General features: G+C 63.4%; 16 protein-coding genes and 1 tRNA gene. 12 read left to right on the top strand and 5 right to left on the bottom strand.

The annotated features are described in order from the left end of the window. Both ACE3PR_RS18575 and ACE3PR_RS18570 read right to left on the bottom strand, forming a co-directional pair. Positions 1-720 (bottom strand): hypothetical protein, encoded by a 720-nt coding sequence (locus tag ACE3PR_RS18575; protein ID WP_374375077.1) that lies wholly within the window; start codon positions 718-720, stop codon positions 1-3. An 86-nt stretch (positions 721-806) separates the two neighbouring features. Then, positions 807-881 (bottom strand) — tRNA-Val (locus ACE3PR_RS18570). Positions 882-1,078: 197 nt separating this feature from the next. Between ACE3PR_RS18570 and ACE3PR_RS18565 the strand changes: the two genes are divergently transcribed. Beyond that, positions 1,079-1,909 carry a DUF3108 domain-containing protein gene (locus tag ACE3PR_RS18565; protein ID WP_374375075.1) on the top strand — a complete coding sequence of 277 codons (831 nt, stop codon included), beginning with the start codon at positions 1,079-1,081 and terminating at the stop codon, positions 1,907-1,909. On the opposite strand, the gene ACE3PR_RS18560 is transcribed toward ACE3PR_RS18565, so the two are convergent. Continuing rightward, the gene (locus tag ACE3PR_RS18560; protein WP_374375072.1) at positions 1,900-2,556 is read right to left on the bottom strand and encodes an HAD hydrolase-like protein; all 657 of its coding nucleotides are present in this window, start codon (positions 2,554-2,556) and stop codon (positions 1,900-1,902) included. The two genes, ACE3PR_RS18565 and ACE3PR_RS18560, sit on opposite strands and share 10 nt — an antisense overlap. Positions 2,557-2,699: 143 nt before the next feature. On the opposite strand from ACE3PR_RS18560, the gene glmU reads away from it, so the two are divergent. The 3 genes from glmU to ftsH all read left to right on the top strand — a co-directional run bounded on the left by glmU (position 2,700) and on the right by ftsH (position 7,830). Next, complete coding sequence (gene glmU / locus ACE3PR_RS18555; RefSeq protein ID WP_374375070.1) at positions 2,700-4,067, top strand: bifunctional UDP-N-acetylglucosamine diphosphorylase/glucosamine-1-phosphate N-acetyltransferase GlmU; 1,368 nt, start codon at positions 2,700-2,702, stop codon at positions 4,065-4,067. A gap of 22 nt (positions 4,068-4,089) precedes the next feature. Further along, positions 4,090-5,910, top strand: coding sequence for a glutamine--fructose-6-phosphate transaminase (isomerizing) (gene glmS / locus ACE3PR_RS18550; RefSeq protein ID WP_374375067.1), 1,821 nt, complete (start codon positions 4,090-4,092; stop codon positions 5,908-5,910). A 99-nt stretch (positions 5,911-6,009) separates the two neighbouring features. Then, positions 6,010-7,830: an ATP-dependent zinc metalloprotease FtsH gene (ftsH, locus tag ACE3PR_RS18545; protein WP_374375064.1), complete on the top strand. Its 1,821-nt coding sequence runs from the start codon at positions 6,010-6,012 to the stop codon at positions 7,828-7,830. On the opposite strand, the gene ACE3PR_RS18540 is transcribed toward ftsH, so the two are convergent. Beyond that, positions 7,827-10,766, bottom strand: a complete 2,940-nt coding sequence (locus tag ACE3PR_RS18540) for a PAS domain-containing sensor histidine kinase (protein ID WP_374375061.1) — start codon at positions 10,764-10,766, stop codon at positions 7,827-7,829. The genes ftsH and ACE3PR_RS18540 overlap by 4 nt on opposite strands. 387 nt (positions 10,767-11,153) lie before the next feature. After that, positions 11,154-11,711, bottom strand: a complete 558-nt coding sequence (locus ACE3PR_RS18535) for a hypothetical protein (RefSeq protein WP_374375058.1) — start codon at positions 11,709-11,711, stop codon at positions 11,154-11,156. A 206-nt stretch (positions 11,712-11,917) separates the two neighbouring features. Here ACE3PR_RS18535 and ACE3PR_RS18530 point away from each other — a divergent pair, with 206 nt between their 5' ends. The 8 genes from ACE3PR_RS18530 to putA all read left to right on the top strand — a co-directional run bounded on the left by ACE3PR_RS18530 (position 11,918) and on the right by putA (position 21,056). Further along, a complete protein-coding gene (locus tag ACE3PR_RS18530; RefSeq protein WP_374375056.1) occupies positions 11,918-12,568 on the top strand; it encodes a LysE family translocator in 651 nt (216 codons plus the stop codon). A gap of 104 nt (positions 12,569-12,672) precedes the next feature. Continuing rightward, positions 12,673-12,960, top strand: a complete 288-nt coding sequence (gene gatC, locus ACE3PR_RS18525) for an Asp-tRNA(Asn)/Glu-tRNA(Gln) amidotransferase subunit GatC (RefSeq protein WP_374375054.1) — start codon at positions 12,673-12,675, stop codon at positions 12,958-12,960. Between the two features lie 15 nt (positions 12,961-12,975). Beyond that, a complete protein-coding gene (gene gatA, locus ACE3PR_RS18520; RefSeq protein ID WP_374375052.1) occupies positions 12,976-14,445 on the top strand; it encodes an Asp-tRNA(Asn)/Glu-tRNA(Gln) amidotransferase subunit GatA in 1,470 nt (489 codons plus the stop codon). A 4-nt stretch (positions 14,446-14,449) separates the two neighbouring features. Next, complete coding sequence (gene gatB / locus ACE3PR_RS18515; RefSeq protein WP_374375049.1) at positions 14,450-15,922, top strand: Asp-tRNA(Asn)/Glu-tRNA(Gln) amidotransferase subunit GatB; 1,473 nt, start codon at positions 14,450-14,452, stop codon at positions 15,920-15,922. 120 nt (positions 15,923-16,042) lie between these two features. Beyond that, positions 16,043-16,873: a hypothetical protein gene (locus ACE3PR_RS18510; RefSeq protein WP_374375046.1), complete on the top strand. Its 831-nt coding sequence runs from the start codon at positions 16,043-16,045 to the stop codon at positions 16,871-16,873. Between the two features lie 193 nt (positions 16,874-17,066). Beyond that, complete coding sequence (locus ACE3PR_RS18505; protein WP_374375043.1) at positions 17,067-17,447, top strand: hypothetical protein; 381 nt, start codon at positions 17,067-17,069, stop codon at positions 17,445-17,447. Continuing rightward, positions 17,444-17,779 (top strand): hypothetical protein, encoded by a 336-nt coding sequence (locus ACE3PR_RS18500; protein ID WP_374375042.1) that lies wholly within the window; start codon positions 17,444-17,446, stop codon positions 17,777-17,779. The genes ACE3PR_RS18505 and ACE3PR_RS18500 overlap by 4 nt, the downstream gene beginning before the upstream one ends. A gap of 109 nt (positions 17,780-17,888) precedes the next feature. Beyond that, entirely contained in the window at positions 17,889-21,056 is a 3,168-nt protein-coding gene (gene putA, locus ACE3PR_RS18495; protein ID WP_374375039.1) for a bifunctional proline dehydrogenase/L-glutamate gamma-semialdehyde dehydrogenase PutA, read from the top strand. The last annotated feature ends 32 nt before the right edge of the window (positions 21,057-21,088 follow it).

The following is a 21,088-nucleotide window of genomic DNA, read 5'->3' as shown; positions in this document are numbered from 1 at the left end:
CTATGAATGACGATTGTCCGTCTTGGAGATGCCGAAGGGCGTGTCAGAACGAATGATTAGAAGAAGGGGGGCTTCTAACGCAGCAACAGCAGCATTTACGGTGTTTGCGAACGCATCAACCCCACTTTCATCGCCACCAGACCAGAGAACCTGTTCAAGCCTGTCCAGTTGCTGAAGCTGCTGCTCCTTGATCTCTTCCGTTGGAGCGTGACCTCGGTAGGCTGATCGAGCATAGCTATGTGCCGAGGCAATAATCTTACCCCGTTGTGTCCAGAAAGTACTCAATTGGGTTTCAATATCATTGCCGAAGACAGCCTTGGCTACGGGCATAGTATCCAGTAGGGCATCCCATAAGTTTTTGTAGTGATCTATGCGAAGCAGTGCACCCTGTGCAGTTATCAGGTTGCTGCCAAATGATCTCTTGTCGTCGGGCTCAAGCTGCTCGCGTAGTGATGCCTCAACTCTTGTCATCTCGCCAGAGAGCATTGCCGGAGAGCGAATGCCTTCAAAGGCCCGAGTAATCTTGTACGCAAGAGTTAAGATTTGCTCGGCCAGCTCAATGCGCCTTTCTTCGCTCTTTTGGCGGCGCCATTGCTTGAATGTATCGGAGCCTTTGTGGGCGGCGTATATGACGGCGCCAGCGCCTATAAGGGTTCCTATGCCGGACAGCATTGATCCTGTAGCCGCCCAATCAACTGGTCCACAAAATGCCCAGTCCATGTCAGTTTCTACCCCAATCAAAACATCCAGCTGTGGATGTATTGCCCCGCGCAGATCCCCCGGCTCGTTTTGTCTTGCTTGCTAAATGGTGGGTGCGACAGGGATTGAACCTGTGACCCCTACCGTGTGAAGGTAGTGCTCTCCCGCTGAGCTACGCACCCGACCGAACGGCTGGCCAGAGCGAGATCATTTGGCCGCCGGATTTGAGGCGCGTTGTTTAGCCTCCGGGCGCTGCCCTGTCAATTGTCGCCCATTTTGTCGTCACGCTCGCGTGACAATGGCTGCCCAAGCCTTGACATCGCGCCTCGGAGAGCCGAACTCTCCTGTTTCCATCCTTCAGAATCGTCGAGGCAGATCAATGCGTTATTTAAGCCGGATTGGTTTTTCCCTGGGCCTCGGCCTGCTGGTATCGGGCGGCCTTGCCGGGCCGGCGCAAGCGGCCGAGCCGGTGACGCTGACCTATACCGGCTATATGGCGGGGCTCCCGGTCTTTTCGCTGACCGCCACGGTGGAACTGCCGGCCGGGCAGGGGTCGGAAGCGGGGGCGGAGCTTGTGCCCGGAAATGGGCGCTACAGCCTCAATGCCGATGCCGCCACCACCGGCAATTTCCGGTTCCTTTATCCCTACCGGGCGACGATGGTCTCGACCGGGAATCTTGCCGGTGCGACCGCGGCGCCCAAGCAGTTCCGCTCCGTGGCCGACATCGTCGGCAAGCAGGAGGCGGTGACCCTCACCTATGGCAAGGGCGGCAATGTCGCCATCGAGGCGGTGCCGATGACGCGCCAGGCACAGGAAGCCAAGGCGCGCGGTTTTGCCCATGGCACGATCGACCCGGCGAGCGCCGTGGTGGCGGCGGTGGCCAGCTTCGCCGATACCCATCAATGCAGCGGCACCTACAAATTGTTCGATGGCGTGCGGCGCTACGATCTCACTTTGGCGCAAGGCGGTTTTGCCGACGTAGCACCACTCGCGCAATCCTATTACGAGGGCTCGGCGACGGAATGTGTCGCCACGTCCACCTTGCTGGAAGGCTTCGCTCCGGCCGCTGCACAATCGCAATTCTATCCGCGCTCGGCGCGGCTCTTCATGGCGCCGGCTGTGCCCGGTCTTCCGTCCTTGCCGGTCCGAATCGAGGCGCAGAATGCTTTGGGCGTGATGACGCTGGACCTGACCGGCGTTCAGTTCTGATCGAGCTTTTCGAGCAAAGCGGGGAGATCGGCAAAGCGTGCGATCTCGTGGAAAGCCCCTTGGCTCGCGGCATCTGCCGGCCTGCCATAGCCTGAGGGAATGATCACCGCCTCGACCGCCGCCGCCTTCGCCGTGGCGAGGTCGGTATGGCTGTCGCCGATCATGACCGCGCTCCCGATCGCCGCTGCATCGCCGCCTGCCTGGAGGATCGCCGCCAGTAGGGGTTCCTTGGCGGGCTTCCGCTCCTTGAGGGAATCGCCGCCGATGATCGCACTGAACAGGAAATCGAGCCCGAAATGGCGCAGCACCAGTTCCGTGGCGGCCTGCGGCTTGTTGGTGCAGAGCGCCAGTTGCCGGTTGTCGCGGCGGAAACCTTCCAGCACCTCGCGCACCTTGGGGTAGAGCGCCGTGCGGTTGGTCGAGGCCGCCTCGTAGAGAATCTTGAAGCGGGGCATGAAGCCCGCCGCCGCTTCCTGGATGCCGGACGCCGCCAAAGCGCGCTCCAGGAGGACCGGGGCGCCGTCGCCGATCATGCGTTTGACGTCGGCGAGATCCAGCGGTGCCTTCCCCAGTTCCCCCAGCAAAGCGTTGACCGCATCGGCGATATCCGGGGCCGAGTCGATCAGCGTGCCGTCCAGATCGAACACCAAATACCGCCGCCAAGCCATATTTCCGCCCTTTTCGCCCGTATCCTGGGCTGATCTTCTTGGGGTTGGATTGCGGGGGGTGGATATGGCATTTTCCGGCCCATCGCAAGCCTACCGCCCCTTTTCCAGGAACACCCCCTATCATGTCGTCATCAGCAGATCGGATCGCCGCCATCATCCTTGCCGCCGGCAAGGGCACGCGCATGAAATCCACCCTGCCCAAGGTGATGCACAAGATTGCCGGCCGCGCCATGGTCGGCCATGTCCTCTCGAATCTCGCGCCCCTGGCGCCCGAGCGCGTGGCGGTGGTGGTGGCACCGGGCATGGATCTGGTGAAGCGAGAAGTCTCTCCCGCCCCGGTCGCGATCCAGGCCGAGCAATTGGGCACCGGCCATGCCGTGCGCTGCGCCCGTGAGGCCCTGGGCGCCTTTGCAGGCACCATCCTCATTCTTTTCGGCGACACGCCCTTCGTCTCGACCGACACGCTGCGCAAATTGGTCGAGCGCCGTGCCGCCAAGGACGAGCCCGCCGTGGTCGTGCTTGGCATGCGTCCCGCCGATGCGGGGGCCTATGGCCGCCTGGTGCTCGACCGCCAAGGTAATCTCGAGCGCATCGTCGAATTCAAGGAAGCGAGTGCCACCGAGCGCGCGATCAATCTCTGCAATTCCGGCGTGATGGCGGTCGACGGCACGATTCTCTGGACGCTGCTCGGCCTCATCAAGAACGACAATGCCAAGGGCGAATATTATCTCACCGACATCGTGGCGCTGGCCCGTGCCGATGGCCGCGATTGCGCGGTCGTCGAGGCGCCTGAGGCCGAGCTCCTCGGCGTCAATAGCCGCGCCGAGCTTGCCATCGCGGAAACGCTCTATCAGGACCAGCGCCGCATGGTTGCGATGGAAGAGGGCGCCACCCTGCTGGATCCCAGGACCGTCTACTTCACCGCCGACACGAAGCTCGGCCGCGATGTCGTCGTCGGCCCGAACGTTGTCTTTGGTCCCGGCGTCACCGTGGCGGATGAGGTCGAGATCCGCGCCTTCTGCCATATCGAGGGGGCGACGATCGATCGCGGTGCCATCATCGGCCCCTTCGCGCGGCTGCGGCCGGGGGCCGAGATCGGACCGGAGGCGCATATCGGCAATTTCGTCGAGGTGAAGAACAGCATCATCGGCGCCGGTGCCAAGGCCAATCACCTGTCCTATCTGGGCGATGCCGATGTCGGTGCAAAATCCAATATCGGTGCCGGCACCATCACCTGCAATTATGACGGCTTCCTGAAGGCCCGCACCGAGATCGGCGCCGAGGCTTTCATCGGCTCCAATTCCGCGCTGGTGGCGCCGGTCAAGATCGGCGCCGGGGCCATCGTCGGGGCCGGTTCGGTCATCACCCGCGATGTCGAGGCGGATGCGATCGCGGTTGCCCGCGGTGAGCAGGTAAGCCGCGCCGGCCGCGCGAAGGATTTCCGAGCGCAGCGGCAAAAGCTGAAATCGTCCAAAGCGGACAAGAAATAACCAATTCCAGGAGAACGCGCGCATGTGCGGTATTGTCGGCATCATCGGCAAGGCAGAAGTGGCCCCATTGCTGTTCGATGGCTTGAAGCGTCTCGAATATCGCGGCTATGATTCCGCCGGCATCGCCACTCTGATCGACGGCCGCATCGATCGCCGCCGCGCCGAAGGAAAACTCGGCAATCTCGGCGACGTTCTCGCGAAGCAGCCCTTGCACGGCACGATCGGCATCGGCCATACGCGCTGGGCCACCCACGGCCGGCCGACGGAGAACAACGCGCATCCGCATGCGACCGACAAGGTCGCCATCGTCCATAACGGCATCATCGAGAATTTCCAGGAATTGCGCGACGAGCTTTCCTCGCTCGGCAAGAAGTTCACCACCGATACCGATACCGAGGTGGTGGCGCATCTCCTCACCCATTATCTCGAACACGGCCACTCGCCGGAACAGGCGATGGAACGGGCGATGGGCCGCCTCCACGGTGCCTTTTCCCTGGCGATCCTCTTCGCCGACCGGCCCGACATCATCGTCGGTGCCCGCCGCGGCTCGCCGCTCGCCGTGGGCTATGGCGACGGCGAGATGTTTCTGGGTTCGGATGCCATGGCGCTGGCCCCTTTCACCAATCGCATCTGCTATCTCGCGGAAGACGATTGGGCGGTGCTGTCGATGGATGGCGCCGTCATCTATAACGACGGCCGCCGCGTCAACCGCGAGGTGAAGCAGACGGCCTTGTCGGGTGCCCTCATCGGCAAGGGCAATTACCGGCATTTCATGATGAAGGAGATCGCCGAGCAGCCGACCGTGATCGGCGACACTTTGCAGGCCTTCATGAATCCGCTGGAGCGCAGCGTCCAGTTGCCGGACCTTCCGATCGATCTTGCCAAGCTGAAGCATCTCACCATCGTCGCCTGCGGCACGGCGAATCTGGCCGGCCATGTCGCGAAATACTGGCTGGAAAGCATCGCGCGCCTGCCGGTGGAACTCGATGTTGCCTCGGAATTCCGCTATCGCCAGGCGCCGATGGATCCCGAGGGCGCCCTGATGGTGATTTCGCAATCGGGCGAGACGGCGGATACGCTGGCGGCCCTTCGCTATGCCAAATCCCTGGGCCAGAAAGTGATCGCCGTCCTCAACGTGCCGGAAAGCACGATGGGCCGCGAAAGCGACGTGGTGCTGCACACTTTGGCAGGACCGGAAATCGGTGTTGCCTCGACCAAGGCTTTCACGACCCAACTTGTCGTCCTCGCCTGTTTCGCCATCGCCGTCGCCCGCGCGCGCGGTGTCATTGACGCGAAGCGCGAGGCGGAACTTTCATCGGCCTTGACCGAAGTCCCGGCCCGGATCGCCGAAGTGCTCAACCACGATGCCCATCTCAAGGAAATTGCTCTTCAGGTGGCGGAGGCGCGCGATGTGCTCTTCCTCGGCCGCGGCACGTCCTACCCGATCGCGCTCGAAGGTGCTCTGAAGCTCAAGGAAATCTCCTACATCCATGCCGAAGGCTATGCCGCCGGCGAGATGAAGCACGGCCCCATCGCCCTTATCGACGAGAACGTCCCGGTGATCGTGGTGGCGCCCTCCGACGATCTCTTCGACAAGACCTTCTCCAATCTGCAGGAGGTGATGGCGCGGGGCGGCAAGGTGGTGTTCCTCTCCGATGCCGAAGGTGTGCGCAAGCTGGGCGGCAAGGCGATGGCGGTGGTGGAACTCCCCCGGGTCGATCCCTTCGTGGCGCCGATCCTCTACACCATCCCGGTCCAGCTCATCGCCTATCACGCGGCGGTCGCCAAAGGCACCGACGTCGATCAGCCGCGCAATCTGGCCAAGAGCGTCACGGTCGAGTAACGTCTCCACACCACATGTGACACCGCCTCGCCTTGACGCTGCGCCGGCAACCGCGCAGCATGCGCCCTGGTTTGCACGGGAATGATCGGGGCGCGCGGGATGGACAAGAAGACGCAGTTCAACGCCTGGTACATCGTCATCGCGTTTCTGGGCATCTTCGCCCTGCAATCCCTGCTCGCGAACTATCTCGCCATCGAGGTTCTGCCCTATAGCGAGTTCAAATCGCTGCTGGCAGAAGGTAAGGTCGACGAGGTCGTCGTCACCGAGACCCATGTCCAGGGCAGGCTCAAGGATGACGGTACCGGCCGCGCTCAGCAATTTGTCACCAACCGGGTCGATCCGCAGATCGCCGCCGAGCTTTCGCAATACGGCGCCAAATTCACCGGCGGCACCGAGAACACGCTTTTCCGCGACATCCTTTCCTGGGTGCTGCCGGTCCTGGTCTTCTTCGGCCTCTGGTTCCTCGTCATCCGCAAGGTGATCGAGAAGCAGGGCTTGGGTGGCGGTTTCATGTCGATCGGCAAGAGCCGCGCCAAGATCTTCGTCGAGACCGATACCAAGGTCACCTTCGCCGATGTGGCGGGTGTCGACGAAGCCAAGGCGGAATTGCAGGAGATCGTCAATTTCCTGAAGGATCCGCAGACCTATGGCCGCCTGGGCGGCCGCATGCCCAAGGGCGTCCTGCTGGTGGGCCCGCCGGGGACAGGCAAGACGCTGCTCGCCCGCGCCGTGGCGGGTGAGGCCAGCGTGCCCTTCTTCTCGATCAGCGGCTCGGAATTCGTCGAGATGTTCGTGGGCGTGGGGGCGGCGCGCGTGCGCGACCTCTTCGAACAGGCCCGTGCCAGCGCGCCGGCCATCATCTTCATCGACGAATTGGACGCATTGGGGCGCGCCCGTGGCGCCTTCCCCTTCGGTGGCGGCCATGACGAGAAGGAACAGACCCTCAACCAGCTCCTCGCCGAGCTCGACGGTTTCGATCCCAGCAAGGGTCTCGTCCTGCTCGGCGCCACCAACCGTCCGGAAATCCTCGATCCCGCCTTGCTGCGGGCCGGCCGCTTCGATCGGCAGGTCCTGGTGGATCGGCCGGACCGCGTAGGCCGCATCCAGATCCTCAACGTTCATCTCAGGAAGGCAAAGCTCGGCCCCGATGTGAAGCCCGAGGAAATTGCGGCTCTGACGCCTGGCTTCACCGGCGCCGATCTTGCCAACCTCGTCAACGAGGCGACGTTGCTGGCGACCCGGCGCAATGCCGACAGCGTCGCGATGGAAGATTTCACCGCCGCCATCGAACGCATCGTGGCCGGGCTTGAGAAGCGCAACCGCTTGCTCAATCCGAAGGAACGCGAGATCGTCGCCTTCCACGAAATCGGCCATGCCCTGGTGGCACTTTCGATTCCGGGCAGCGAAGTGGTGCACAAGGTCTCGATCATCCCGCGCGGCATCGGCTCTCTCGGCTACACCATCCAGCGGCCGACCGAGGATCGTTATCTGATGACGCGGCCGGAACTGAAGAACCGCATGGCCGTGCTGTTGGGCGGCCGTGCCTCGGAACGCCTGGTCTTTGACGAATTCTCGACCGGGGCTGCCGATGATCTGGCCAAGGCGAGCGACATTGCCCGCTCGATGGTGGCGCGCTTCGGCATGGATGCGACCCTGGGCCAGGTCGCCCTCGACGACGCGCCGCAAAATTACCTGGGCATCCAGCAAATGCCCTTCGGCAATACCCGGCGCTACAGCGAAGAGACGGCGCGCGAAATCGATCAGGCGGTGCGCAATCTGGTGGAAGGCGCTTTCGCCCAGGCCACCGAGATTCTGCGGGCCCGGCGATCGACCCTTGAGGAAATGGCGCGCAAGCTGATCGAAAAGGAAACCCTGAGCGGCGACGATCTCCGTGCCCTGCTGGGCAAGAAACCTGCCTAACCCAGGGTGAGGCGCTCTTTCGGGAAGATCATGGTCACCCGCGTGCCTTCGCCGGGTCGGCTGGTGATTTCCAGCTTGCCGCCATGCATGTCCATCAAACGCCGGCTGATGGCAAGGCCCAGGCCGATGCCGCCATAGCGCCGCGACAAAGTGGATTCACCCTGTGCGAAGGGTTTGCCGAGTTGCGGCAGCAAGCCGGGCTCGATGCCCCGTCCGGTATCGCTCACCGCCACCATGAGGCCGGCTTTCATGTCCGCTGCGACGGTCACGGCGACCGAGCCGCCGCGCGGCGTGAACTTGAGCGCATTCGAGAGCAGATTGTTGAGCACCTGCTTGAAGGCGCGTTCTTCGCCGTTGAGCGCCGGCAATTGCCCGGTCTCGTCGATGGTGAGGGTGATGCCCTCGCGCTGCGCTTGCGATTGCACCAGGCGGACGCAATCGCCGATGGCCGGCAGCGGATCGAAGGGCTGGTCCAGCAGGCGCCGCTCACCGCTTTCGATCCGCGACATTTCGAGGAGGTCGTTGATGATCTCCAGAAGATGCCGGCCGCTCTGGCTGATCGCATCGATGCTGTCGCGGTAGGAATCGGGAATCGGCCCGAACAGGTTCTGCGACAGCACGTCCGCAAAGCCGATCACGGCGTTGAGCGGCGTCCGCAATTCATGGCTCATATTGCCGAGGAATTCGGTCTTGGCGCGGTCGGCGGTTTCGGCCCGGAGCCTGGCTTCGTTGAGCGCCGCCTCGCGGGCCTTGATCTCGGTGATGTCGAGCACCACGCCCTCCAGGCGCCGCAGCTTGCCATCGCTGTCCAGCGACACTTCGCCCAATTCGCGGACATGGCGGATGCTGCCATCCGGTCGCACGATCCGGTGATCCGTCACATAGGCGGTCAATTCCCGGATGCAGGTCTCCAGCACTGTGCCGAGCTTGCGTCGGTCGGTGGCATGTACGGCCTGCAGCAACCGCTCCAGGCTCGGCGTGAAGGCGCGCGGCTCGAAACCCAGGATTCGGAACACCTCATCCGACCAATAGACCTGGCCGGTGATCATGTCGCGGTACCAATTGCCGACATGGGCGATACGCTGGGCATTGGCGAGGCTTTGATGCGCCTGGCGCACCTCCGCCTCGGCGCGCTTTCTTTCGCTGATATCCTGCAGGATGCCGAAGGCGCCGATCAGGCGGCCCTGGCCATCCTTGCGATGTTCGGCCATTGACCGCACCCAGATTTCACCGCCCTGCGGTCGCCTCAGGCGATAATCGATGTCGTAGCGATCCACCCGCTGTTCGCGGAGATCGCCGATCGCCTTCAGCAGGCGCAGCAGATCGTCGGGATGCACGAATTGCTCTTCGAACGTATCTGCCAGCATCGCTGCCTCGGCGGTGGCGCTGTCGATGCCGGTGATGGCGGCGGCTTCACGCGACCAGACCGAATTCTTGAGTGGTGAACCGGCGATGCCGCCGATCCAGGACCAATAGCCGAGCTTTGCCAATTGATGCGCGGCGGCCAATTGGTGTTGCTGGTCACGAAGCGCGCCTTCGCCGCGCCGGATATCGGTGATGTCCTGGATCATGCCGGTGGCGTGCAGGGCATGGCCGGCGGAATCGCGTTCGCGCAGCGCCACCGAGCGCAGGACCCGCTCGCCCAGATGCGGGTGCAGATAGCCGTATTCGATCGTGTATTGATCGGTCTCGCCGCTGGTGAACCGGCTGAACACGTCGAGCGCCTGCGCGCGGTCGTTCTCATGCACGAAGCGCCGGCAGAACTCCGCCGTCGACAGGGTCTGCATCAGATGTTCCGAGATGCCGCTCACGGCCTGCGCTTCGGGCGAATAGTGGAAATTGGTGGTAGGTGCGTCTTCGCTGGCCTCCACGCTGCTATTGTTCTCCCAGAACCAATAGCCGATGCCGGCCAGCTTCTGCGCCGCGGTGAGGATCATCTGCACCTGGCGGATGGCAAGCTCGGCGCGCCGGATCTCGGTCAGATCCTGGACGATGCCGGTGACCTCGCTGACGTCGCTTTGCGGCCCGCGCAGTTTCTGCGACATGACGCGGATATGCCGGAAGGTGCCATCCGGCCGCCGGATACGATAGTCCTGCGTCAGGTGGTCCTGATCGGGATTGGCGAAAAAATTGCGATAGACCTGCATGGCCTCCGGCCGATCCTCGGCATGGATCAAGGCGCCATAGGATTCGTCGTCGGCGGTATCGAGGAACTCGCTGGTGAGGCCGTAGATTGCCGCGGCTTCGCTGGAATAATGGTAATGGCCTTCGCTGTCATCCGCCGGCGCGGTGATTCCGGGCTTGGGCGACCAGCTCCAATGTCCCAGTCGCGCAATACGATGCGCGCGCCGCAGCGCGTTCTCCGATCTGCGCGATTGCATCTCGGCGATACGCGATTCGGTGATGTCGGTGCCGACCGAGACGATCGCGTAGATCCGGCCTTTCGCGTCGCGCAAGGCGGAATTTTTCCAACGCAGCAAACGCCGCTCGCCGGAACGGGTGATCCAGTGATTTTCGACGCTGCGGGGAAAGGATGCGTCTGCCCGGGCGTCCACCGCATCGGCGACGGCCTTGCGTTCCTCCGGCGGCACCATGTCGTGCCAGCGGGCGGGGTCGCCGAGTTCCGCCATGGAAAAGCCGGACAGGGTGGCGCAAGCCAGGTTGAAGCGCAGGATGTTCTGCGCCCCATCAGTGACGACGATCGGCGATTCCGCATGATCGATCACCAGGTCGGCGAGGCTCGATGCCACCCCGCCGGCAAGACGCGCCTGACGGCTGAGGAGGGCGGCGCCGAGGATGCCCATGGCGGCGATGGCAACGCCCGTATTGCTTGGGGCCTGGTGAGTCCAGTTCAGCCAGCCATAGACTCCGCCGCCGACCGCCGCGAGAGCGGCAAAGCCGAACCAGGGGATGACGCGCGCTGGCGGGCGCTTCATCGATATCGCGCCCGAAGCGCGTGAAGCCTGAGTGCCGATGGCTTCCCGGTGATCGGAATCGATCACGTCACGCTTCGTGGCCGAGCCACGTCCTCACACCCAAACGCTACCCCCAATCTCGTACCCCAAAGATCGCGCCCCTCTTTTCCCGTGTCACAAACTCGTTCTGGCAGCGGCTTCCCCTCCGCCCATCACGTGTCACGCGAAAATACGACTACAAACCTATTTGCTAACAGCAATTATATCAAATTAATATTCTGTTAACCAAAAACTATTTGCACGCACACATACGAATTTTTGCCGCCCTATCCGCAAGCGGTTGAGGTGCGAGGGGCAAAGCCATCCATATGGTGAAACTGTGATGCGTTGAGAGCTTGAAAGACGGTGCTAGACGCCGACGCAGGGGCTGAGGCCGCCGATCGGCAGATGGGCGTCATTGCCCGCGGCGGTCTTGATCGACGAGGAAGCGAGATAGGGCGAACCGTCGGCCGCGAAGGCCACGAACTGGATGCTGCCATTGGGACGCATGAACATCACGAAGCAATTGGGCGTGTTATCCCGGTAATTGGGATAAGCGTAGCAAATGGTACCGTTTTCCATCCACCATTTGCCGGGATAGGTGCAGCCCTTCTCGGAATAGGCAGTACGTCCATCCTCGAGGTGATACTCGATCCAATCCTCGCCATCGTAATAACGGCCATAGATGGTGAGATCGTCGAGCGCCTTCTTGATTTCCGCCGGGTCGGTCACTGCAACGGCATCGGGGGCGAGATCGGGCAGAAGTTCCGGGGCCATGGGCGTCTCGGTCGAGGTATCGGCACGGACCGGCTGGAATTGCCCCAGCAGGGTGCCGGCCAGGACCAGAGCCAGAACCGAGCGTCTCATCGCCTTCACCACGATCACGTTCGCCGCTCCTGCTAACAATTGGCCTCGTTCCCCAATCATCGCATAGGCTCCGGCGGTCAGGTCAAGCGGCGCATGGAACGGTCCCGGAATAAGACGTGTTATGTGTCACATTGACACGCGGGGATGGCCGCCATACATCCGGCGGATACCACCTGCAGGGGCAAAACAATCTTGATGGCCGCTTTTCCGCTGGGCAGATCCCCCGCCATGCCAGCCGCGGCCCCGTCGCCCCGGACGGCGTAAGCATGGATTTCCTGCTCCGTGACATCATTCTCCTGGCCAAGGGTATCGGGATCGGCTTTGCCATCGCGGCCCCCGTGGGTCCGATCGGCATGCTCTGCATCCGCCTTACTCTCGAAAAGGGGCGGCTTGCCGGATTCTGCGGCGGGTTGGGGGCGGCCGTTGCCGACACCATTTTCGCGGTCCTGGGCATCTTCGGGATCACCGCTCTTTCCGGTATGATCGAGGCGCAGCGGGCCTGGTTCGAACTGGGCGGGGGCCTGTTCCTGATCGCCTTTGGCGTGCATCTCGGCCTGAAACAGCCTTTGGTCACAAGCGACGGGCAGGAGGTGCCGCAGACCCTGCTCGCCGATTTCAGCAAAACCCTGGCCCTGACGCTCGCCAATCCCATGACCGTGCTCTCCTTCATGGCCGTCTTTGCCGGCGTTCCCGGGCTGGTGCGCCTGGAAATGGCCCTCATTCCGGTGCTGATCGGTGGTGTCCTGTTGGGGGCGGCCGGCTGGTGGTTCAGCCTCAGCCTCGGCATCGGCTTCATCCGCCACATGATTTCCCCGGCGACGCTGGTCTGGCTCAACCGGATCGCTGGCTCCCTGCTGGTGGCCTTCGGCTTCTATACCCTGGCCCATGTGACCGCGGTCTATTTCTGGCCCCGCTGACCGGGTTTCGGCCCCGTGTCGGGCCGGTTGATCGGGGTGGGGCCGGATGCTAGTTTCCGCCCCGATTTCTCCCCATATCCTCAAGATCGGATCGATTTAGGCCCATGTCATTGGATAGCAAGACCGTCGCCCATATCGCCACCTTGGCGCGCATCCGCGTTCCGGAAGCCGATCTCCCGGGCCTCGCCCAGGAGCTCAACGGCATCATGACCTGGATCGAGCAATTGAACGAGGTCGATACCAAGGGTGTCGTGCCGATGTCCGGGGTGCTGGCACGCGAGCTGCCGCGCCGGGCCGATGTGGTGACTGATGGCGGTCAGCCGGAAAAGATTCTGGCCAACGCGCCGGAGCCCGCCCACGGCTTCTTCACCGTTCCCAAGGTCATCGAGTAAGGCGGCCCGCATATCATGAGCGATCTCACGCACCTCACCATCGCCGCCGCCCTTGACGGATTGGCGGCCAAGAAATTCTCGGCCCGCGAGCTCACCGACGCACATCTTTCGAAGATGGCGGCGCAGAAGAAACTCAACGCCTATATCACCGAAACGCCCGATCTGGCGCGCGCCCAGGCCGATGCCTCGGACCAGCGCCGCGCTGCCGGAAAGGCGGGCGCCCTCGACGGCATCCCCCTCGGCATCAAGGATCTCTTCTGCACAGAAGGCGTGCTGACCACGGCGGGCTCGCATATCCTCGACGGCTTCAAGCCCACCTATGAATCGACCGTCACGCAGAAACTCTTCGATGCCGGCGCGGTCATGCTGGGGAAGCTCAACCTCGACGAATTCGCCATGGGGTCCAGCAACAAGACCTCCTATTACGGCAACGTCATCAATCCCTGGAAACGCCAGGGCGATGAGACCGAGCTCGTTCCCGGCGGGTCCTCCGGTGGTTCCGCTGCGGCGGTCGCGGGTCGCATCGCGATGGGTGCGACCGGCACCGATACCGGCGGCTCGATCCGCCAGCCTGCAGCACTTACCGGCACCGTCGGCATCAAGCCGACTTATGGCCGCTGCTCGCGCTGGGGCATCGTCGCCTTTGCGTCCTCGCTCGATCAGGCCGGGCCGATCGCGCGCTCGGTCGAGGATTGCGCCATCATGCTGGGTGCCATGGCCGGCCATGACCCGAAGGATTCCACCTCGGTCGAAATGGCGGTGCCGGATTTCAGGAAGGCCCTCACCGGCGATATCCGCGGTTTGAAGATCGGTATCCCCAAGGAATACCGCGTCGACGGCATGTCGGGCGAGATCGATGCCTTGTGGGCCAAGGGTGCCGAATGGCTGAAATCCCAGGGCGCCGAGCTCAAGGAAATCTCGCTGCCGCATACCAAATACGCGCTGCCGACCTATTACATCATCGCGCCCGCGGAAGCCTCGTCGAATCTCGCCCGCTATGACGGCGTGCGCTTCGGTCTGCGCGTGCCGGGGAATTCCCTGGACGAGATGTACGAACTCACCCGCGCCGCCGGCTTCGGCAAGGAAGTGAAGCGCCGCATCATGATCGGCACCTACGTCCTCTCGGCCGGCTATTACGATGCCTATTACCTGCAGGCACAGCGCATCCGTGCCCTCATCCTCAAGGACTTCACCGAGGCCTTCAAGGATGTCGACGTAATCCTCACGCCCTCGACACCGTCGGCGGCCTTCGGCTTTCACGAGAACGAGGACGATCCGGTGCAGATGTATCTGAACGACGTCTTCACCGTGACGGTCAATCTTGCAGGGCTGCCCGGCATTTCCGTGCCGGCGGGTCTCGACGGCAAGGGCCTGCCCCTGGGTCTGCAATTGATCGGCCGCGCCTTCGACGAGGAAACCCTGCTGCGCACCGCCCATGTGCTGGAGCGCAGCGCCAACTTCACCGCCTTGCCGGCGGGAGTGTGATGCGATGAATGACATGACCAACGACAAGAACCTGATCGAAGGCAAGACCGGCATGTGGGAGATGGTGCTGGGTCTCGAAGTGCACGCCCAGGTTATCTCGAACTCGAAGCTCTTCTCCGGTGCCGCCACCACCTTCGGTGCCGAGCCCAACACGCAGGTAAGCCTCGTCGACGCGGCCTTCCCCGGCATGCTGCCGGTGATCAACGATGTCTGCATCACCCAGGCAGTGAAGACCGGTCTCGGCCTCAACGCCCAGATCAATCTGCGCTCGGTTTTCGACCGCAAGAACTACTTCTATGCCGATCTTCCGGCCGGCTATCAGATCAGCCAGTATCTCGACCCCATCGTCGGCAAGGGCACGCTCATCCTCGATCTCCCCGGCGGCGAGCACCGCGAGGTCGGCATCACGCGCCTCCATCTCGAACAGGATGCGGGAAAGTCGCTCCACGACCAGCACCCCTCGAAGACCTATGTCGATCTCAACCGCTCCGGTGTGGCGCTGATGGAGATCGTCTCGGAACCCGACATGCGTTCCTCGGACGAGGCGGCGGCCTATTTGAAGAAGCTGCGCTCGATCCTGCGTTACCTGGGCACCTGCGACGGCAACATGGACGAAGGCTCCATGCGCTGCGACGTCAACGTCTCGGTGAGGAAGCCCGGCGATCCCCTGGGGACCCGCTGCGAGATCAAGAACGTGAACTCGATCCGCTATGTGGCAGCGGCGATCGAACACGAAGCACGCCGCCAGATCGAGATCCTGGAAGAGGGCGGTTCCATCAAGCAGGAAACCCGCCTCTGGGATCCCGGCAAGGGTATGACTCGCTCGATGCGCTCCAAGGAGCACGCGCATGATTACCGCTATTTCCCGGACCCGGATCTCCTGCCGCTCACCCTCGACGCCAAATGGGTCGAGAGCCTGAAGGCGGGATTGCCCGAACTCCCCGATGCCAAGCGCCAGCGCTTCATCAAGGAATTCGGCCTCTCCGATTACGATGCCGGCGTGCTGGTGGCCGAGCGTGAATCGGCGGCCTTTTACGAGGCGGCGACCAAGGGGCGCGACCCCAAGCTCACCGCCAATTGGATCACCTCGGAACTCTTCGGCAAGTTGAACGCCGCCGGCAAGGACATCACCGAAAGCCCGGTCTCGGCCGAGGCGATCGGCGAACTCATCGGCCTCATCTCCGACAACACCATCTCCGGCCGCATCGCCAAGGACGTCTTCACCGAGATGTTCGAGACCGGCAAGGCGGCGGGGGCCATCGTCGAGGAGAAGGGGCTTCGCCAGGTCCTCGATACCGGCGCCATCGATGCCGAGATCGACAAGATCATGGCCGCCAATGCCGACAAGGTGGCGGAATATCGCGGTGGCAAGGACAAGCTGCTGGGCTTCTTCGTCGGCCAGGTCATGAAGGCCATGGGCGGCAAGGCCAATCCGGCGATGTTGAACGACCGCCTGAAGGCCAAGCTCGCGGGCTGACGAAACTGGGCAAAACTTGCCCGGATTGCCCTAGGACCATTTTCGCGCGATAATTCGGCCCGGCACAGAAGGTGCCGGGCCTTTTTATTCGGGCCGAGCCAATTAACGGGCGAGGGAACCATGTCGGTGAGCGGCGGCATGTTCAGCATCATCCAGCAGGGGCAGATCTCTTCTGTCACCCTCAGCCAGACGCGCGTCGCGTCGACCGGCGGTTCCACCAACCCGCTCACTTGGTCCCTGAAGAAAAGCGAAAGCGCCATCCAAGCCTATTGGCGCCTGGCGCCCGAGGCTGCTGCCAAAAACGCGCCCTCCGTGGATCTCGTGAAGCGCCTGGAAAAGCTCGCCGAGGGCGATAACAAGGAAATCTCCGCCGAGAAACTGCGCCAGGCCAAGGCGCGGCTGTCGGCGCTCCGCCAGCAGATCCAACTGGCCGCGATCAGCAACAATCCCCGCCAGATCAAGCGTCTTGCCGCCGAAGCGGCGCAACTCGCCCGTGAAGTGGGTGCCGCCGCCCGTCATCTTGCCCAGGGTGTCGCTGCCGGCACGACGACCTATGGCAGCACCGCCGCAACATCCGGCGACAATGCACCCGTGGCGGTCAAGGATATGGTTGCGGCCTCTGCCACCCGCGATACCGCCCTCCAATCTCTCCATGCCATCGGCGACGACGCCCGCAGCGCCATTGCCGAGGCCAAGGGCCTTATTGCCCTCGCGGCGCAGATGGCGCGCTCCCGCCGCAAGCGCTCGGAAGACGATGACGACGAAGGCTATTTCCGCCGCCTGCAGGAAGTGGCCGACGAGGCTCTGGCCGAGGTCGAAGCCGGCCAGCGCGAGGCCATCGGCGCGCTCTACCAGCCCGCCGAAACGGGCAGCGCGGGTGTCATCGACGTCACTCAGGTCTCCGTCAGCGTCACCACCGTCACGGCCGCCATCGTGGCGCAATACGCCTGATCGCCGCCGGTTAGGGCGCATTCATCCCAAATTGAAATAAATGCCCCCGGCAATTCGTTGTCAGGACAGGTTTTTTCTGTGCCCGCGCCGCTTCTGGAAAGGTTGTCTTAACCAGTTTGTGGCGTAAAATGAGGCCGAGCATGATCCCGGGGGATCGTGAACATGGGGGTTTGCCATGCGGGTGGGATTATCGTTGAGCGTCATGCTGGCCGCTTTACTGGCCACGGGCTGCGCCGGGCGTTCGCCCAATCCGGCCCAGGAGGCGACGATCTATGATCGCTACATGACCTGCGAGCAGATCCGCGCCGAAGTTGCGCGGAATTACGAGGCGCAATCCGAACTGGTGCGCGAGCAGGTCTGGCAGGAAGAAAAGAACGACATGATTATGGGCCTGTCGCTGGCATTCCCGCCGGGCTGGTTCGGGCTCGACATGGGTGTCGAGGAAGACTATCCCGACAGCCCGCAGCAGATCGAGCACAGCGCGCTCGCCACGCGGAACCGCCATCTCATCGCCATGGCCCAGAAGCAGGGCGGCGATTGCTGGCCGGGCAAAGATCTGTGGGTGCGGTCATGATGCGTGGTCTTTGCCTTGCCGGTTTCCTGGCGCTCGCGGCCTGCGGCGGCGAAAACCCGCAACTCGTCCAGGTCATTCGCCCGACCGATCCGGATATGAACTGCATGGACCTCCTCCAGGAGACCAGCCAGAACGACCTCGCCATCGCCCGCCTGGTCGATCGAGATGACCAGGTGCATCGCCGCAATGTGCATTTTACCGTGGTGGACGGCATCATGTTCCCGCCGGCCATGACCACCCTGGATTTCCGCGATCAGCCGAACAAGGAAATCCACGTGCTGCGCGCCCGCAATGACCGGCTGATGGATCTCGCCGACAAAAAGGGCTGCTGAGGCAGTTCCCGCCGGCAGGCGTGCGGCGTTCGAGAGCCTTGGGTCGGGCCTCGGTTGGGACTAGACTGCGCCCGATTCTGACCCCCATCCCGGATTCCGATTACACGCCATGACCATGATCCTCCGCGCGCCCGCCGCCGAACCCAACGCCTTGCGCCGCCGCCTGCGCGCCCATTACCGCGCCGACGAAACCGCCATCGTCGAGATGCTGCTGGGCCAGGCCGAGCTTTCCGCCGACATGCAGGACCGCATCGCCGCCCGCGCCCGCGCCCTGGTCGAGGAGGTGCGCAAGAACCGCGTCGGCCAGGGCGGCATCGATGCCTTCATGCATGCCTATGAATTGTCCTCGAAGGAGGGCGTCGTGCTGATGTGCCTCGCCGAGGCCCTGCTGCGCATTCCCGACAGCGAGACCGCGAACCAGCTCATCCGCGACAAACTGCGCGATGCCGATTTTGCCGCCCATCTCGGTGAATCGGATTCCATGTTCGTCAATGCCTCCACCTGGGCCTTGATGCTGACCGGCCGCATCATGCAGCTCGATCAGACCACCAACGACTTGAAAGGCGTCTTGAAGCGCCTGGTGACCCGCAGCGGCGAGCCGGTCATCCGCCAGGCCGTCACTCAGGCGATGAAGATCCTGGGGCGGCAATTCGTCATGGGCCGCGACATCGGCGAGGCTTTGGAGCGCGCCGAGACCCTGGAGAAGAAGGGCTATCGCTATTCCTACGACATGCTCGGCGAAGCCGCGCGGACGATGGAAGATGCCCAGCGCTATTTCAAAGCCTATGTCGAGGCGATCAAATCGATCGGCAAGGCCGCGCGCGGCAAGGGCGCCATCGTCGGTCCCGGCATCTCGATCAAGCTCTCGGCGCTCCATCCGCGCTACGAATTCGCGCAAGCTGATCGTGTGATGAAGGAGTTGGTGCCGCAGGTGGTGGCGCTTGCCCAGGCGGCGAAACAGGCCGGCATCGGCTGCACCATCGATGCCGAGGAAGCCGACCGCCTCGATCTTTCCCTCGACATCATCGAAGCGGTGGCGAGCGATGCCAGCCTCAAGGATTGGGATGGTCTCGGTCTTGCCATCCAGGCCTATCAGAAGCGCTGCCTGCCCTTGATCGACTGGCTGGCCGATTGCGCACGCCGCAACCGCCGCCGCCTGATGGTGCGCCTGGTGAAGGGCGCCTATTGGGACAGCGAGGTGAAATGGAGCCAGGAACGCGGCCTCGCCAATTACCCGGTCTTCACCCGCAAGGCCTCGACCGACGTTTCCTATCTTGCGTGCGCCAGACGGATGCTCTCAGACCCGCAGGCCTTCTATCCGATGTTCGCCACCCATAACGCGCACACTTTGGCGGCCGTCATCGAGATGGCGGGCGGCGAGGCAGCGGCCCGCGACAAGCTGGAATTCCAGCGCCTCCACGGCATGGGCGAGCCGCTCTACAACCAGGTGACACCGGCGGAAGCCATGGGCATCCCCTGCCGCATCTACGCGCCGGTCGGCAGCCATGAGGATCTTCTGGCCTATCTCGTGCGGCGCCTGCTCGAGAACGGCGCCAACACCTCTTTCGTCAACCGCATCGTCGATGAGAAAGCGCCTCTGGATGCCATCGTCGCCGATCCGGTGGCGCAGGTCCGCGCGCTGAAATCGAAACCGCATCCGGGCATTCCGCTCCCCAGCCACATGTTCGGGAACGAGCGCCGCAATTCCGCCGGCGTCGATCTCACCGATCCCGAGGCGATGCAGGTCCTGGCGATCGAGGTGACGCAAGCCGCCGCGGCCTCGGCCAGTGCCGGCCCGATGATCGGCGGACATGAGCGCACCGGGAACGCCGTCGAGGTGAAGAACCCCGCCGACATTCACGAGACCGTGGGTCGCGTCGTGCTCTCAACCCAGGCCGATGTCGAGGATGCTTTGGCCCGCGCCGGCCGCGCTTTCGGCGACTGGTCCGGCATGCATGCCGAGGCCCGAGCTGCCTGCCTCGACCGCACCGCCGACCTCATGGAACAGCGCCGCGCCGAGATCCTGGCACTTTGCATCCGCGAGGCCGGCAAGACCATCGGCGATGCCATTGCGGAACTGCGCGAGGCGGTGGATTTTTGCCGCTATTATGCCGCCCGCGCCCGCGCCGATTTCGCGCAGCCCCAGGCGCTGCCCGGGCCGACCGGCGAGCGCAACCATCTCTATCTTCATGGCCGCGGCACCTTCGTCTGCATCTCGCCCTGGAACTTCCCGCTGGCGATCTTCATGGGCCAGGTGAGTGCCGCCCTCGTCGCCGGCAATTGCGTCATCGCCAAGCCCGCCGAACAGACGCCGCTTATCGCCGCTTTGGCGGTGAAGCTGCTGCATCTCGCCGGCGTGCCAGGCGACGTTCTCCATCTTCTCCCTGGCGACGGGCCCAATGTGGGTGCGCCCCTGACGCGCGATCCGCGTGTGGCCGGCATTGCCTTCACCGGCTCCACGGAGACAGCGCGCCTCATCAACCGCACGCTCGCTGCCAAGGATGGCCCGATCGTGCCGCTCATCGCCGAGACCGGCGGTCAGAACGCAATGATCGTCGATTCAACCGCACTTCCCGAGCAGGTCGTGCGCGATGTGCTGATCTCGTCTTTCCAGAGTGCTGGTCAGCGCTGCTCGGCGCTCCGCGTCCTCTTCGTGCAGCAGGACATCGGCGAAAAGCTCGAAAAGATGCTGGCGGGCGCCATGGCGGAACTCAGCATCGGCGATCCCGCCGATCTCGCAACCGATATCGGCCCCGTGATCGATGCCGAGGCCAAGGCGATGCTGGAAGCCCATGCCCAGCGCATGGACCGCGAGGGCAAGCTGGTCTATCGCAGCAAGCTCGGTCGCGACGCCTCCAAGGGCCATTTCTTCGCGCCCGTCGCCTATCGCATCGACGGCCTCAGCCGTCTCCAGAAGGAAGTGTTCGGCCCGGTCCTGCACATCGTGCATTACGCCGCCGACCGCCTCGATGACGTGCTGGGTGCCATCAACGGCACCGGCTATGGCCTCACCCTCGGCATCCACTCCCGCATCGACGGCAAGGTCGGCTATATCGCGGACCGTCTCCGTGTCGGCAATGCCTATGTGAACCGGAACATGATCGGCGCCGTGGTCGGCGTGCAGCCATTTGGCGGCGAAGGCCTCTCCGGCACCGGCCCCAAGGCCGGCGGCCCGCGCTACCTCCACCGCTTCGCCACCGAACGCACCCTCACCATCGACACGACGGCGGCCGGCGGCAATGCCAGCCTGCTCAGTTTGGCGGAAGAGGGGGCGTGAGAAGGTTAGAGTGGATTGCCGGGTCGAGCCCG

Source organism: Dongia sp., from assembly GCF_041909655.1.
Lineage (GTDB): Bacteria > Pseudomonadota > Alphaproteobacteria > Dongiales > Dongiaceae > Dongia.
Note: the sequence above shows the minus strand (reverse complement) of the source record. Positions and strands in the feature narration are given on the sequence as shown.

Excerpts from the sequence above, each read along its gene's own strand:
- ACE3PR_RS18575 (WP_374375077.1), bottom strand. The coding sequence starts at position 720 with ATGGACTGGGCATTTTGTGGACCAGTTGATTGGGCGGCTACAGGATCA.
- ACE3PR_RS18565 (WP_374375075.1), top strand. The coding sequence starts at position 1,079 with ATGCGTTATTTAAGCCGGATTGGTTTTTCCCTGGGCCTCGGCCTGCTG.
- glmU (WP_374375070.1), top strand. The coding sequence starts at position 2,700 with ATGTCGTCATCAGCAGATCGGATCGCCGCCATCATCCTTGCCGCCGGC.
- glmS (WP_374375067.1), top strand. The coding sequence starts at position 4,090 with ATGTGCGGTATTGTCGGCATCATCGGCAAGGCAGAAGTGGCCCCATTG.
- ftsH (WP_374375064.1), top strand. The coding sequence starts at position 6,010 with ATGGACAAGAAGACGCAGTTCAACGCCTGGTACATCGTCATCGCGTTT.
- ACE3PR_RS18540 (WP_374375061.1), bottom strand. The coding sequence starts at position 10,766 with ATGAAGCGCCCGCCAGCGCGCGTCATCCCCTGGTTCGGCTTTGCCGCT.
- ACE3PR_RS18535 (WP_374375058.1), bottom strand. The coding sequence starts at position 11,711 with ATGATTGGGGAACGAGGCCAATTGTTAGCAGGAGCGGCGAACGTGATC.
- ACE3PR_RS18530 (WP_374375056.1), top strand. The coding sequence starts at position 11,918 with ATGGATTTCCTGCTCCGTGACATCATTCTCCTGGCCAAGGGTATCGGG.
- gatC (WP_374375054.1), top strand. The coding sequence starts at position 12,673 with ATGTCATTGGATAGCAAGACCGTCGCCCATATCGCCACCTTGGCGCGC.
- gatA (WP_374375052.1), top strand. The coding sequence starts at position 12,976 with ATGAGCGATCTCACGCACCTCACCATCGCCGCCGCCCTTGACGGATTG.
- gatB (WP_374375049.1), top strand. The coding sequence starts at position 14,450 with ATGAATGACATGACCAACGACAAGAACCTGATCGAAGGCAAGACCGGC.
- ACE3PR_RS18510 (WP_374375046.1), top strand. The coding sequence starts at position 16,043 with ATGTCGGTGAGCGGCGGCATGTTCAGCATCATCCAGCAGGGGCAGATC.
- ACE3PR_RS18500 (WP_374375042.1), top strand. The coding sequence starts at position 17,444 with ATGATGCGTGGTCTTTGCCTTGCCGGTTTCCTGGCGCTCGCGGCCTGC.
- putA (WP_374375039.1), top strand. The coding sequence starts at position 17,889 with ATGACCATGATCCTCCGCGCGCCCGCCGCCGAACCCAACGCCTTGCGC.